Annotated in this window: 11 protein-coding genes; 6 read left to right on the top strand and 5 right to left on the bottom strand. The window is 35.8% G+C overall.

The features are described 5' to 3' along the window. Positions 1 to 151 precede the first annotated feature (151 nt). A complete protein-coding gene (locus tag AC51AA_RS09070) occupies positions 152 to 1,423 on the bottom strand; it encodes an acyltransferase family protein (RefSeq protein ID WP_500701800.1) in 1,272 nt (423 codons plus the stop codon). 123 nt (positions 1,424 to 1,546) lie between these two features. After that, positions 1,547 to 3,136, bottom strand: coding sequence for a bacillithiol biosynthesis cysteine-adding enzyme BshC (gene bshC / locus AC51AA_RS09065; protein WP_500701799.1), 1,590 nt, complete (start codon positions 3,134 to 3,136; stop codon positions 1,547 to 1,549). A 273-nt stretch (positions 3,137 to 3,409) separates the two neighbouring features. On the opposite strand from bshC, the gene AC51AA_RS09060 reads away from it, so the two are divergent. Further along, positions 3,410 to 4,687 carry an MFS transporter gene (locus AC51AA_RS09060; protein WP_500701798.1) on the top strand — a complete coding sequence of 426 codons (1,278 nt, stop codon included), beginning with the start codon at positions 3,410 to 3,412 and terminating at the stop codon, positions 4,685 to 4,687. 255 nt (positions 4,688 to 4,942) lie between these two features. Continuing rightward, positions 4,943 to 7,174: a B12-binding domain-containing radical SAM protein gene (locus AC51AA_RS09055; protein WP_500705625.1), complete on the top strand. Its 2,232-nt coding sequence runs from the start codon at positions 4,943 to 4,945 to the stop codon at positions 7,172 to 7,174. Between the two features lie 2 nt (positions 7,175 to 7,176). On the opposite strand, the gene AC51AA_RS09050 is transcribed toward AC51AA_RS09055, so the two are convergent. From AC51AA_RS09050 to AC51AA_RS09040, 3 genes are read right to left on the bottom strand one after another with little or no spacing between them, the layout of a single operon-like run. Further along, positions 7,177 to 7,941 carry an MBL fold metallo-hydrolase gene (locus AC51AA_RS09050; protein WP_500701797.1) on the bottom strand — a complete coding sequence of 255 codons (765 nt, stop codon included), beginning with the start codon at positions 7,939 to 7,941 and terminating at the stop codon, positions 7,177 to 7,179. 57 nt (positions 7,942 to 7,998) lie between these two features. Beyond that, a complete protein-coding gene (locus AC51AA_RS09045) occupies positions 7,999 to 8,682 on the bottom strand; it encodes a response regulator transcription factor (RefSeq protein WP_500701796.1) in 684 nt (227 codons plus the stop codon). Then, the gene (locus AC51AA_RS09040; protein ID WP_500701795.1) at positions 8,679 to 9,941 is read right to left on the bottom strand and encodes a sensor histidine kinase; all 1,263 of its coding nucleotides are present in this window, start codon (positions 9,939 to 9,941) and stop codon (positions 8,679 to 8,681) included. The genes AC51AA_RS09045 and AC51AA_RS09040 overlap by 4 nt, the downstream gene beginning before the upstream one ends. A 164-nt stretch (positions 9,942 to 10,105) precedes the next feature. Between AC51AA_RS09040 and AC51AA_RS09035 the strand changes: the two genes are divergently transcribed. From AC51AA_RS09035 to AC51AA_RS09020, 4 genes are all read left to right on the top strand, one after another. Continuing rightward, on the top strand, positions 10,106 to 10,531 hold the full coding sequence (locus AC51AA_RS09035) for a DUF1573 domain-containing protein (RefSeq protein WP_500701794.1): 426 nt from the start codon (positions 10,106 to 10,108) through the stop codon (positions 10,529 to 10,531). A 216-nt stretch (positions 10,532 to 10,747) separates the two neighbouring features. Beyond that, positions 10,748 to 12,091 (top strand): sialate O-acetylesterase, encoded by a 1,344-nt coding sequence (locus AC51AA_RS09030; protein WP_500701793.1) that lies wholly within the window; start codon positions 10,748 to 10,750, stop codon positions 12,089 to 12,091. A gap of 147 nt (positions 12,092 to 12,238) precedes the next feature. Continuing rightward, positions 12,239 to 13,195 carry an aldo/keto reductase gene (locus AC51AA_RS09025; protein WP_500701792.1) on the top strand — a complete coding sequence of 319 codons (957 nt, stop codon included), beginning with the start codon at positions 12,239 to 12,241 and terminating at the stop codon, positions 13,193 to 13,195. A gap of 771 nt (positions 13,196 to 13,966) precedes the next feature. Then, positions 13,967 to 15,040 carry an outer membrane beta-barrel protein gene (locus AC51AA_RS09020; RefSeq protein ID WP_500701791.1) on the top strand — a complete coding sequence of 358 codons (1,074 nt, stop codon included), beginning with the start codon at positions 13,967 to 13,969 and terminating at the stop codon, positions 15,038 to 15,040. Positions 15,041 to 15,236 lie beyond the last annotated feature (196 nt).

Here is a 15,236-nt window from a genome sequence, read left to right as displayed (position 1 = left end):
AAGCTGAACGAAATGGTGTTATGGTAAAGAAAACTAGAAATTGATGCTTGTTTGCTACAAAACATCAAAAATATAGCATTTCCTCTAAAAAGACAAAGACGCACTACTGTGCGTCTTTGTTGGTAAAAGTTAGATCATTTAATAGTGATAATTACACTTTAAAGATGAGTTTGTTTTTGTAGAATATCCATAAAATGAAGGTCCAGATCGCCACATAAACTAAGGCTCCGGCGAGTGAAGCGGTCATTGGGTTGGAAAAGAATGGAGCGATTCCAAAGCGATATAGATAGCTTAGAAGGTTGATTTGTTCTGCTGGATTGGCTGGGTTTTGTACTTGAATCATGACCAATCCTTGGGGAATAATCTGTGAAAAGAAAAATACAATCATGGGGTTAACTCCCCAGATTAAAAAGAGTTTGAATCCTTTAGTGTAACCTTGGATGTCAATTACATAATAGAGTAAGGCTAAAGAAACAGTGGCTAAGCCGGTAGTGTATAAAACATAGCTACTGGTCCAAAGTGATTTGTTGATTGGAAAAACGCTATTCCAGAGTAAGCCTACAACAATAAGTGCAACTCCAAGGATTACCATTTTTTTAGCTTTTTGAGTTTTTGTTGTTGTCCCTTGTAGTACTTGTCCAATGAATACCCCTATAATTCCATTTACTATCGATGGTAATGTGCTTAGGATGCCTTCTGGGTCCCAAGTCATGGTGGCATGGTACATATGACCTTTAAGGAAAACACTATCGATCCATGCGCCTAAATTGGTGGCTATTTCAAGATTTGGGGCTCCTATGCCCGGTATAGGAATTAGTGTCATCAGGGTCCAGTATCCCAATAACAGAAAAGCGCCTGTTAGGAGTTGTGTTTTTTGGGTTGTTTTTAAATACAAAAGTGAAACCACTAAATAGACAATGGCAATTCGTTGTAAGACTCCTGGTAAGCGAACATCTCGGTAGGCTTCGATACCACTATAGGCTAAAAACAGGTAAATAAAAAGAATAGAAAAGGCTAATGCGTTTTTTATCCTCGGGCTAAAATCTCCCATTAAGGCGTAACCAACACTTATGGTTATGGCTAATCGCCCCATAAGAAGCGGTAGGCCTTCCAATCCAAAGAGCTGTATTTTGCCAAAATAGTTAAAGAAAATACCCAAACAGAACATGCGTAAAGAACGCACCACAATTTTATTAAAAGTAGCGTTGTTGTAGGTTTTGGTAGGCATCGCTAGTGGGATGGCTACGCCCATGATAAATATAAAGAACGGAAATACTAAGTCGGTGAGGGTACAGCCATGCCATGGTGAGTGGAGTAAGGGGGGATAAACAGATCCCCAGTCTCCAGGATTGTTCACAATGGTCATTAATAAAATCGTTAATCCTCTGAAGACATCTAAAGATATCAAGCGCTCTCTGGTCATAATTTTTGAAAATAGGTTAGTTTTTGTTTTTAAAAAGTTACTATTTGGTTTAGAGAGGCAATAATTAAAGAAGCAAGTGGTTATTTATTCTTGAAATTATTACGGTATGCTAGGCTGTTTTTTTTATATCGTGATGATGTTAAAGTTCGTTTCTAATGGTTTTAATTTTTGCGATAGTAGCGGAATCAATTGCTCGCCTTTTTCTAAATAAAATTCTGAAAAGTTAGCTTGACGTTCTTGAAGGCTTTGGTTCGGGAATAATTCAGCTTGTAAATCAGCTACGCGCTGAAGTTCATCCTGTAATTTCCTTTTTTGCGCTTTTAGTAAACGTTTTTCTAAGTTTTCTAAACCTTTAATTTGTTTGACTTCTTGTGCTTTTACTGCGCCAATAAAGGATTTGTCCGTTTTTAACGCTAGGGCTGAGAGCTCTTGAAATTGTTTGGCTAAAATTTCTTTTTGAGGTGTTAAGTCAATTGGAAATGAAGATAATTTATGGGTGATAGCATTGGCTAGTTCAGCGGGTTTGGTAAACAGATCTTGCCAGCTCAATCCTAATTTGTCTGCTTTTTTGGCTTGTTTTTCAGTGCTGATTAGAACTGAGTTTCGCACTAAAAGCATGGGGAAGGTGATGTTTACCTGGTCAAAGAACGATTTTAATTCCAACCAATAAGCTATTTCTCCGCCTCCACCGATGTAACATAAGTTAGGTAGAATAATTTCCTGGTACAAAGGACGCATGATCACATTGGGGCTGAATTTCTCTGGGTTAGATTCTAAAAGGTCGAAGATGGCTCTACCTTCAAATTCAATTCGAGTATTGTTTACTTTATATTTTCCGTTTTCAAAAATGATGCGCTCACGTAGCTCATCTTCGATGTAAAATAGATTGATTTCACGAGGATTTACTTGGATGGCGTAATCCTTAAGTTTTGTAATGGTTTGCTCAACGGCTTTATAAGACGATTGATTTTCTAATTCTTCTGTGATATAGGGAATAAAGGCACGTTTCAAATTCGCATCATCCGCATCTAAAATGACCAAGCCATTATTAGCAAATAAATGATTGGCTAAGAATCGAGTAGCATCGGCTAGGTTGGGGTGTTTTAGGTAGGCTTCTTCGAATAATTTTTTTAAGGCGTTGGCATTTGTGCTTGAGCCTAGTTCTAAAGAATAAATTTCAAAAAAATCAGCCAAACCTTCTGTGGAAAGCCTTCCAACTGGACCTGTACTGTCTTGGTTCCATCTGAACTTTTTTCCTTTATAATTAAAATAATTGATCTCTTCAAAATCATGATCTTCGGTTGCCATCCAATAAATGGGAACAAAATTATAGCTGGGATATTTTAATTTTAATTCCTTGGTTAGGTTAACCGTTGAGATAATTTTATATAAGAAATACAAGGGACCACTAAATAAATTTAGTTGATGGCCAGTGGTTATAGTAAACGTATTGGAAAGCGATAGAAGCTCGATATTTTGCTTTGTCGAATCGGAGATATCAAGATCTTGGTATTGTTTTTTTAAGGTGGCAACCAAGGGGATTCGGTTGGCCTGGTCAAAGTTTACTTGCTTTTCCGTGATTTGTTTTTCAAAGTTCTCCAAGCTTGGGAAATGATTGTACAGCGGTTGTAATTCTGGTTTTTGATCTAAATAATCTTGTATTAATTTAGAGAAATATCCTGAGGTTTGATAGCTGATACAGTCTGTAGGCATAATTTAAAATTTATTTTTTGATAGTGGTAAATTTAAGGAAAATATGGAGTTAAAAATCGTTTTAACGATTGCTTATGATGTGATTTATGATTTTTGTTATAAAAGCCTTATAACCAAGTTTTTAATGGTTTTTTGTTTTGGAGTAATTTTTAAAAATTGAAAATGAGTATAATTTGTTAAAAAGCCTTATGGTTCGGAAACTAAATATTGAAAAACTGATTAATTAATAATGAAATTCTATTTTTGCAAAAAAAAAAGTTATATCTATTTTACATGAAGACTAAACCTAATCAGGAGAATTCCTTAAAACATATTCTTTTTGGTTCCCTAATCGGTACCACTATTGAATTTTTCGACTTTTATATTTATGCCAATGCTGCGGTATTGGTCTTTCCTCAATTGTTTTTCCCTGGAGCCGATAGTACGAATTCGACACTTGAATCATTGGCTACTTTTTCCATTGCCTTTTTATCGAGACCCTTGGGTTCTGCCGTTTTCGGACATTATGGAGATAAAATAGGACGTAAAGTGACTTTAGTGGTCGCCTTATTGACCATGGGATTATCGACTATAGCCATTGGTTTTTTACCGAGTTATGCCAGTATTGGAATTGCAGCACCTATTTTGTTGATGTTGTGTCGCTTCGGTCAAGGAGTTGGTTTAGGAGGTGAATGGGGTGGCGCTGTTTTGTTGGCTATTGAAAATGCACCACCGCACAAACGTGCTTGGTATGGAATGTTTCCACAATTAGGAGCACCTATAGGTTTATTGCTCTCGGGTGGTACTTTCTTGATTTTAACAGACAGTATGAGCGCTGAAGCTTTTATGGATTATGGATGGAGAATTCCATTTATAGCAAGTTCTCTTTTAGTTTTAGTGGGTTTTTATATTCGTTTGAAAATAAGTGAAACTCCAGCTTTTGAAAACTCTAAAATGGAACAAGAAGAAGTGAAAGTTCCGTTTTTTACCTTACTGAAATCCTATAAAAATCAATTGATTTTTGGAACCTTATGTGCTATCACTACCTTTTTGGTTTTTTATCTCATGACGGTATTTACCCTTAGTTGGGCGACATCTGACTTAGGTTTTACCAAAAGAGATGCTTTGTTAATCCAATTGTTTTCGGTTTTGTTTTTTGCTCTTTTTATTCCGATATCGGCTTTGGTTGCCGATAAAATTGGTCGTCGAAAAATATTAATTATTACCACTGCAGCTATTGCTGCTTTTGGATTTTTCTTTTCGTATTTCCTTAATTCAGGTAATCCAGTAATGGTGACTGCTTTTGTTTGTATGGGCATGTCATTGATGGGCTTTACTTACGGACCCTTAGGGACTTTCTTATCAGAGTTATTTCCAACCACAGTTCGTTACTCAGGAGCTTCATTGACTTTTAATATGGCAGGTATTTTAGGTGCAGCATTTGCGCCAATGATTGCCATTTGGTTGGCCACTACTTATGGTTTGAGTTACGTTGGGTTTTATTTGACTGCAGCGGCTTTAATATCTTTAGTTTCATTTTTAGTGATTTCTAAAAAAGTACATCAGTTTTAGTACTCAATTTCTTTTGTATCTTTCTAAAGAAGTGATGCAAATTTGGATAAAATTTAAAATAAGTAAACAGTAGCAAAAGCCTTTTTGCTACTGTTTTTTAGTTTGAAGCTTTTGCGTCTTCTTTGATTTGTCGTGTAGATTTCAATCAGAGTAGATTTTTAAGTAACGGTCTAAAAAATAAAACTTAAATGAGCCAGTGGAATCTTTTCATAGAAAGTCCCTAAATATGCCTTATTTTTGCAGAAAATATTTCTTTTGGAAACCAAACTCTTTATCGTCACACCACCTTTTACGCAACTGAATACACCGTATCCAGCAACGGCTTATATAAAAGGATTTTTGAATACTAAAAATATCGAATCTGTTCAGGCAGATTTGGGTATTGACGTGATTTTACAGTTGTTTTCCAAGAAAGGTTTGACTGATTTGTTTGAGTTTTCAAGTGCGAGCTTTGCTTCGCCCACTTGGATTTCTGCCTCAGGTGCTGCTGCTGAAATATCAGATAACTCCAAACGTATTTTTGCTTTACAGGAGGAGTACATCAAAACCATTGATGCCATAATCCAGTTTTTACAAGGAAAAAATCCAACGCTAGCTTTACAGATCTGTCAAGAAGATTTTCTTCCTGAAGCTTCTCGCTTTGCACAGTTGGAAGAGCTTGATTGGGCTTTTGGTAGTATGGGGACACAGGATAAGGCCAAACATTTGGCGACTTTATATCTTGAAGATATTTCTGATTTCATTGTGGAATGTGTCGATGAAAATTTTGGTTTTAGCCGATATGCCGAACGTTTAGGACGAAGTGCTAATTCTTTCGATGAATTGTATGGAGCCTTACAGCAGAAACCTACCTATATCGATTCGATTTTAATTTCTCTTTTAAAAGCGAAGATAGAAGTGGTTAAGCCAACCTTTTTCTTAATTTCCGTTCCCTTTCCAGGGAATTTATATAGCGCCTTTCGATGTGCACAATGGGTTAAACAACATTATCCAGAAGTAAAAATTTCTATGGGTGGTGGTTTCCCTAATACCGAATTGCGTTCGCTTTCCGATGCACGCGTTTTTGAGTTTTTTGATTTCATCACTTTAGATGATGGTGAAGTGCCAATAGAGGAACTGATTCGTGCGGTGACTTCTACTGAAGTAGAGAAGCAGTACAAAAGAACGTTTCTACTGGAAAACGGAGCGGTAGTGTATAAAAACAACTCTTTAAAACAAGATTATAAGCAAGCCCAAGTAGGTACACCAGATTATTCCGATTTGCCTTTGGATCACTATATTTCGGTGATCGAAATTGTAAATCCTATGCACCGAATGTGGAGTGATGGCCGTTGGAATAAACTTACGATGGCTCATGGCTGTTATTGGGGGAAATGTACTTTTTGTGATATTTCATTGGATTATATCAAAGTATACGAACCTGTTGCCGCCAATTTGCTCTGTGATCGAATGGAAGAAATGATGTTGCAGACCGGACAAAATGGCTTTCATTTTGTTGATGAAGCAGCGCCTCCAGCTTTAATGAGAGCTTTGGCATTGGAGATTTTACGCCGAAAATTAGCCGTGACTTGGTGGACGAATATTCGTTTTGAAAAAAGCTTTAGTAAAGATTTATGCTTGCTCTTGAAAGCTTCTGGATGCATTGCTGTTTCTGGTGGTTTAGAGGTGGCCTCTGATCGACTATTGAAGTTAATTGATAAAGGAGTAACTGTAGAACAAGTAGCTAAAGTAACTCGGAATTTCACCGAGGCTGGAATCATGGTTCACGCCTATTTGATGTATGGCTATCCCACACAAACCATTCAAGAAACCGTAGATAGTTTGGAAATGGTGCGTCAGTTGTTTGAGGCTGGAACGTTACAATCTGGATTTTGGCATCAATTTGCCATGACGGCTCACAGTCCTGTGGGATTGTATCCGGAGCAATTTGGGGTTAAAAAAACAACAGAATCCATTGGTACTTTTGCTAATAACGATATTGAGTATACGGATGCCACTGGTATCAATCATGATAAGTTTAGTTTCGGATTAAAAAAATCACTCTTTAATTTTATGCACGGAATTTGTCTGGACTATGAGTTGCAAGACTGGTTTGAATTTAAGATCCCGAAGACTAAAATTGACCCCGATTTTATTTTTAATGCCCTAGAAGAAGGAAATGATTTTAATACCAAGCCCAATGCAAAAGTAGTGTGGTTAGGTGGTAAACCTTCAGTGGAGTACTTTACGAAATCTAAAAAAGGACAAAGTTGGGAAATGATGACCTTTACTTTCCACGACAAAAAAGAAAGTTTTACGATTCAAACCAATAAAAACGAAGGAGAATGGTTACTTGAAATCTTAACAAAAATTACGATTTCAAATGCTAAAAATTATACGTTCCAAGAAGTAAAGAATGATTTTGAAACAACCTTAGTGGATTTTGAATTGTTTTGGTATTCAAAACCAATAAATACTTTGCGTGAATTTGGCTTGTTGGTTTTGTAAAACTAATACAAAACACTTTCTCCATCTTCTGGGATGGATACCTTTGAGAGAAGATGCTGTTCATTAAGGGCGGTTCTTAATTCGGATCGGGTAGTTGGGCAATGGTTTAAGGCTTCTAAATGATTGGCGAATACTTGACCAGGAGCTAGGGTAACAAATTTCAAAATGTCATTCATTCTCATCAATAAAGGTTGGCCAAAATCTAATCTGGCGGTGCCACAAGCCACCACAGCAATTTGTGGTTTGAATTGCGTTAAAACTTTCTCTACAGCTGGTGTAAAAATGGTGTCTGCACTGATGTAGATGGATTTTTCCTCTGGCAGTTCGATGTAAAATCCCATTACATTTCCCATTGGTTTAGCAATATAGCCATAACCGTGAACCGCTGGAATTCCTGTTATTTTCCCATCTAAAAAAGCTTGAGGTTCCCAATAATTCAAAGCTTGAATGGTTTGTAAACCTCTTTGTTGTAGTCTTTTTTCATCTTTGCTACTGCAAATAACAGGAATGCTTTTTCGTCTTAAAAAAATTTCGCCTGCTTTGTCAATATGATCAGGATGTAAGTGTGTAATCAAACAATGGGTTACTTGACTCAAAATTTCCCTGCTGTTTTTGGGTAAACCTACAAGTGGGTTTCGTTTGGGTTTGTAACGAAAGAGTGTAAAAGGCGGGAGTGTTTTTCTCTTTCCTAACATGGGATCGACCAGAATCATATGCTGATCTGTTTCAATAACAAAAGTAGCGTTACGTAAATGGTGTAATTTCATATCAAGAAAAATTAGATATTAAAAATACGAATTTTTGAATTGATTTAAGCCAATAGTTTAAATGGTAAATCGAAATCCGATTCCATGTAAGTTTTCTATGGAGATCCCTTCTTCGTTAATTAGAATTTTACGCAAACGAGAAATAAAAACATCCAAACTGCGTCCCATAAAATAATCATCATCGCCCCAAAGTGAAGTTAAAATTTGTTCCCTTTTTAGAACAGAATTTTTATTATCCAGAAACAATTTTAAAAGTTCGGACTCGCGTTGGGTGAGTGTAATTTTTTCATTTTCATTGAAGAGAATGAAATTGTTAATGTCAAATTGGTATTTGCCAATTTCATAAAATGATTTTTCTGTTGGAAGAATTTTTTGCGAACGCTTCAAGAAAATTTCTATTTTTAAAAGTAACTCTTCTATGCTAAAAGGCTTTACCAGATAATCATCAGCGCCAAGTCGCAGGCCTTTTATTCGATCTTCTTTTAATGTTTTGGCAGATAGAAAAATAATGGGAATATCGTTATTGTTTTGTCTTATTCGTGTTGCTAGCTCAAAGCCATCCATTTTGGGCATCATAATGTCGAGAATACAAATATCGAAATTCTCTTTTTTAAAGGTTTCTAACCCTGATTTTCCATCGCTACAATGTGTAACCTCATAATGGTTTTGCTCTAAATTATCTTTGGTAAGAAACGCTAAGGTTTCATCATCTTCTGTATAAAGGATTTTGCAATTTTTCATTTTTTATAAGGAATTGACAAGGTTATAGTAATGCCGCTTGTTAGATTGCTTTGAGCGCTTATTTTCCAATTTTGTAGGTTGCAGATCTCTTTAACGTAATATAAGCCCAACCCAAAACCAGTGACTTCGTTGCTTTTTTCGTTTTGAATGCGATAGAATTTATCAAAGATAAAAGGAATGTTTTTGGAGGGTATTCCGATTCCATTATCAATAAAGGCTAGTTTTAAAATTTGATTTTCAACAGTGATGGCTACGGTAATTTCAGGTTCTTCGGTACAATATTTAACAGCATTGTCTAATAAATTGTAAATCAAGTTCGATAAATGAAAAACATCTGTTTGAATTTGATACTGAGCTGAATCTGATGTTAAGTTGATTTTGGCTGTAGGGTATTTTAATTGGATGTTTCTTATGGTTTCTTCTATAATGGGAACAAGTAAAACGCTTTCTTTTTTTAATTCCAAAGGAGTGTGATCTGCTTTTGCAATGTTTAAAATCTTCTCAATATGGCTGTTGAGTTTATGGCTTTGATTAATGATAATATCGGTATAGGTATATAACTTCTTGTCTTCTTTAATCGGTTTTTGTTCAATTAAGTACTGGGACGCAATTAATATAGAGGATAAGGGTGTTTTGAATTCATGTGTCATATTATTAATAAAGTCACGTTGCAATTCAGAATATTTCTTTTGCTGTAAAAGTGTAAAAATCGAATAAACATAAATCAGAAGAATAAGGATCAAGGCGATCGAAAGTACAAACCAAAAGCGCATTGAACTGAACAGATAGGAGGTTTCATTAGGGAAGCGAATTGCAAAATAATACACTAAATTTTTGTGCTTAGGAAAATGAACGGACTGTTTTGCTTTTCCTTTGTCCGACAATGAGACGTAGTTTCCATAAACCATTTCGTCACTCTGACAATTGTACATGGCATACTCGAAGTCAGTTGAGATGTTCATTTTTTTAAATTCCGTTTTTAAATAGAATTCTAAAATATCCGGTTCAAAGTCATTATCGACATTGACAATATAATAATCGTTGGCAATTTTCTGGATGGGGCTTTGAGCGGGAAGTTCGTGATTGGTGCCTTCGTATAATTTTCTAGCTACTTCTAGTAAGGCAATATGGGTTTTCTGACTTAGTTTTTTTTGCTCTAAAGTAAAGGCTTCTTTGGTCCAAAGCAGTTGCGCAACCAATATACTGACAATGGCTACTAGTCCTAAAATAATGATACTATTGAGTTTGTTTATTTTCAAAAACAGGAATTTATTAAAGTGTAATATTAATCAATTTTATAGTTATAATGATGTATTAACAAGTCATTAACAAACATTTGAAACCACTTAACAGCGATTTAATTTTATCTGAGTTAGTTTTGAAATAGAAAATAAGAACCATAAATCACTAAAAATAAATAACTATGAAAATGATCAAAATTTCAATGCTGGCATTGGCTTTAGGTTTAATGTCTTTTTCAGCAATTGCTCCAGTTAACTCTTTAACTGCAGATGCAAAAGTAGATGCAAAAGTGGAGCTAGCAGCTGCCACTATTGTATGGAAAGCAGAAACCATTGATGTAGGGCAGATTCCACAAGGAACGCCAAAAGCAATTGTGTACGAATTTAAAAATACGGGAAAAACGGCAGTGGTGATTACAACTGTTCAAGGATCTTGCGGATGTACTGCAACAGATTATACAAAAGAACCAATTCTTCCTGGTAAATCAGCGAAAATTACAGCGACTTATAATGCAGCAAATAAAGGTGCGTTTAGTAAAACAGTTACGGTAACAACAAGCGCAGAAACTACTCCAAAGGTACTTACCTTAAAAGGAACGGTGATTTAAAAGTTTAGGTTAGTTATAAAGTTGAAACTCCAAGTATATTATGTATTTGGAGTTTTTTTTATGTCTTTTTTGGGCTGAAGTTGGTTTTGATCCTGAAGTGCTTAAAGGGGATGCGGTACTTGAATCGGGCCAATGCTTAGGTTTTGAATAATGAATTGGTTTGCTATTTAAATAGTACTAAATGAAAAATATTATATTTAAGTTTGTTTTCATTTAATGATTTTCAGTACTATGATGGCAAAAGTTTCTCTTCCCAATATTTTTGGTGATAATATGGTTTTACAGCGTAATTCTGAAGTGAAAATTTGGGGATGGGCGAATCCAACAGAGGAAATTAAATTGGTTTCTAGTTGGAACCATCAGGAGTACAAAGTGGAGGCTAATGATCGGGGAAAATGGGAGTTAAAAATTAAAACTCTTGATGCAGGGGGACCTTACACTATTTGGATAAAGGGAAATAACGAAGTGATACTTCATAATGTTTTACTTGGGGAAGTTTGGGTTTGTTCTGGGCAGTCCAATATGGAGATGTCAGCAAGTTGGGGAATCGATAATGCGGAGGAGGAAGTGAACAATGCCTCCGCTGCGGCTATTCGTTTTTTTACAGTTCCACAATTGACGGCTTCAACTCCTCAAGATAATCTACTGGGGAATTGGACCGAATCAAGTCCGGAAACCATGAAGTATTTTAGCGCAGTAGGGTATTTTTTTGCCCAACGTTTAAGAGAAGAATTGATTGATGTGCCAGTGGGATTAATTTCTTCAAGCTGGGGAGGAACGCCAGCTGAAATATGGATACCCGAAGAAGTTGTAAAGCAGGATGCTGTTTTATTAGAAAGTGCCATTAAACTCAATGGGCAAGAATATGAACCACGGCAACCAGGACGTGCTTATAATGCAATGATTTATCCTTTGGTAGGGTTTAGTGTGGCGGGTGTACTTTGGTATCAAGGAGAATCCAATGTTGGATCATTAGTGTACGATAAAACCTTAGCGGCTTTGATTCGATCTTGGAGGAGGGTTTGGGAAGACGATTTTCCGTTTTATTTTGTTCAAATTGCTCCTTGTAAAACAGGACGTAATAATGTTGCTAATGCTTTGATAAGGGATGCACAGCGTAAAGTACTTGCAGCAGTTTCCAATACCGAAATGATAGTGATCAGTGATGTTTCTGATACGGTAGATATTCACCCGAAGGATAAAAAGTCAGTCGGTATTCGGTTGGCTAGTTTGGCTTTAGTGCATAAGTATAAAGCCATAACTGATTTAGTAAATAGTCCGCTTTTTTCGGGTATGGTAATAGATCAGAACAAAGCTATTATTTCATTTGATTATAGTGATGGACTGTATTTTAAAGGTGGGAAATCAACCCAGTTTGAATTGGCGGGGAGGGATGGTGTTTTTTACTTAGCAGCGGCTAGTATTGAAGATGAACAAGTGATTTTGACTAGTGAAAAGGTGGATGAGCCATTCAGAGCTCGTTTTGCTTGGAGCAATACCTTGCAATCGGATTTGTTTAACAAAGCCAATTTGCCAGCTTCTTGTTTTGTTTCTCAGTAAGAAAGCAGCTATGTCTTCCCTTATGGACAAGCTACTGGAGTTTATAATTTGGAAAGGAAATGAAAAAATAAGTACCTTTCGATATTCAAAGCTGAGTGCTTTTATAGCGCTTGGGTTTATTTAATTTTAAACATTTAATTTTCAATAATGAAATACAACAGATGCGGAAAGAGCGGTTTATTGTTACCGCAGATTTCTTTAGGATTATGGCATAATTTCGGTTCGGTAGATAATTTTGAAAATGCAGAAAGTATTGCAGTCGAAGCTTTCGATAAAGGAATTACTCATTTTGACTTAGCCAATAACTATGGGCCAGTTCCGGGTTCTGCTGAAACTAATTTTGGTAAAATTCTATGGCATAACTTTCAGGGGAATCTCAGAGATGAAATTATTATTTCGACCAAAGCAGGGTATACCATGTGGGATGGACCTTATGGAGATTGGGGATCTAGAAAGTATTTATTGTCAAGTTTGGACCAGAGTTTGAAAAGAATGAAGGTTGATTATGTCGATATTTTTTATTCTCACCGCCCTGATCCAGAAACACCTATTGAGGAAACCATGATGGCATTAGATTATGCAGTGCGATCTGGGAAAGCTTTGTATGTGGGGATTAGTAATTATTCGGCAGAGCAAACAAGAGTAGCCGTTGATGTTTTAAAACAGTTGGGAACACCTTGTTTAATTCATCAAGCCAAATACTCCATGTTAGAGCGCTGGGTGGAAGATGGTTTATTGGATGTTCTGGAAGAGAAAGGTGTTGGTTGTATTGCATTTTCACCATTAGCACAAGGTCTTTTAACAGATAAATATCTGAAAGGAATACCGGAGAATTCAAGAGCACATAATCCAAATGGGCATTTAAAGGAAGATGAAGTGACGCAGGAGCGCATTTCGAAGTTAATTCAGTTGAATGATATTGCTACAAATAGAAATCAATCTTTAGCACAAATGGCTTTGTCTTGGTTGCAAAAAGACAAACGAATTACTTCTGTTTTAATCGGGGCAAGTTCTGTAAATCAATTAAATAATAATATTGAGTGCTTGCAAAATTTGGATTTTACAGCAGATGAATTAAATGAAATTGAAAAAATCCTAAGATAAAGTAAAATACAGCAAAAGAGAAAGACGCACTAGTGCGTCTTTTTTTTTGCCCAAATAATACTAAGATTGGCCGATTTAAAAGGATTGGGCTGGGCGTGCGGAGTACTTAGCTAATGTTTTTTCTTTTATACGCAATTACTAACGTTTATAGTGGAGGAATCCACTGCAGTGTAGTTCTGTTCAGCGCAAGGGAAGCTGGCATATTGAGGTGTCAGGTAAAGGGTCGGTAGTAATAGATGATCTTGTTTTCTTTTGATTTTACAGTAGGTGATTATAGGTCTTAGTTGCTTCTTTTTGCTTTTTGTTTTTGTAGGAATTTGCCAGCTTGTTTTTGTAGCTTTTAGGATGTTTTGTTTTAGGATGTTGAAACTGTATTTTTGTTTATTTAGGTTGTTACTGTGTGTTTTAATAGGGGTGTAGTTTTTATTTGTTGTGTTTTTGTTGTTGTGTTGGTGATTTTTTGTGTGTAATTTTTATTTTGATTGTATTTTTTAGGGGGTAATACCATTATTGTATTTTTAAAAACGAATATCGATAAATATCAAATTAAGATTATAGTGGAGTTAATTTTTGTAATCCATAATTCTTCGTGTAAAACATTAAATAAGTGTATTTGAATTCTTTTGCTCGTATAAAAGTTAATAAATTCGCTTAAGAAAATGAAGAGGTTTAAGGGGGGATTGTAGATTTTAGAAAAGACTTATGCTGTTCAATAGCGATATAAAAGATTAACTAACCAAAATCAATTAATAACTAAAAACCAATTAAAACATGAAAAAAGTAGTACACATTTTAGCTGCGATGTTAACGAGCTCTTTTGTTTTTGCTCAAGATGATAAAGAGGCTTCGGTTTCGCCAGCGACTACTTGGGGAGGATCCGCAGATGTCTATTATAAATATGATTTTTCCAAACAAATGAATGGATTAACAAGCTTTACGAACTCACAGGATTCTTTTGAGTTAGGGATGGCCTCGATTGAAGCGAGTCATACATTTGGGAAAGCGTCAGTTTTTGTAGATTTAGGATTCGGAAAAAGAGCTGGAGAGTTTTCTTATAACGAAACATCGGATAAAGATGTTAACTCGAAATTCTTAATTAAACAGTTGTTTTTTACCTACCAGATTACGGATAAATTTAAAGTGGTGGCAGGTAGTTTTGGGACGCATATTGGTTATGAAGTACTAGATGCAGTCGATAATAAAAATTACAGTATGTCTTATGCATTTTCATATGGTCCCTTTTTTAATACTGGGGTGAAAGCACAGTATACTTCTGGGAAATTTACCGCTATGTTGGGTGTTACTAATCCGACGGATTTTAAATCGGCCATGGATGCGGGCTCGAGTCAGAAGACCTATATAGGGCAAGTTGGGTATATAGGAGAAACGGGTAGTGCTTATTTAAACTTTACTTCAGGGAGTAGTAATCCCTCTTCTTTAGAGAATAAAACCCAGTTTGATTTAGTTGCTTCGAAAGCGATCAATGATCGTTTCGGACTTGGATTTAATGCTACTTATGCTAAAACAAAGAATGATCTTTCAAATCTGGACGACGGAGAGTGGTTTGCTTTAGTTGGCTATGCTAATTACGCCTTTAAACCCTCTTTAAGTTTAGCGTATAGAATGGAGTATTTTGATGCTAAAGATGCAGCATCAAGTTTAGGTACTCTAGCTGGGTCAAATGTTTTTGCCAATACGATATCACTAAATTATAAAGTAGGGAAATTGACCATAATTCCTGAATTAAGATACGACGCTGCTTCGGAAGACATCTTTTTGAATAAAAACACATTAGCAACAGCTGGGTCATTCTTTGGCTTAATTGCGACCACCTATTCTTTCTAGAAATTAAGATTGATATTTTTTTTTTTTGGAACTGTCGAAATACATTGGTATTTCGGCAGTTTTTTGTTTAAAGAGCAAAGGCATTATATTGATGGGGCTCTATTGGTAACTAGCGATGATGTCTTTTAGGCTGAGCAGTGGTTGGCTTGCTGTTATTTGATGCTGAAGTAAAGAGTCTTGCCTACGGGAGAGTCTT

The organism is Flavobacterium sp. OHVDL-2026-0007 (genome assembly GCF_059882335.1).
Note: the sequence above shows the minus strand (reverse complement) of the source record. Positions and strands in the feature narration are given on the sequence as shown.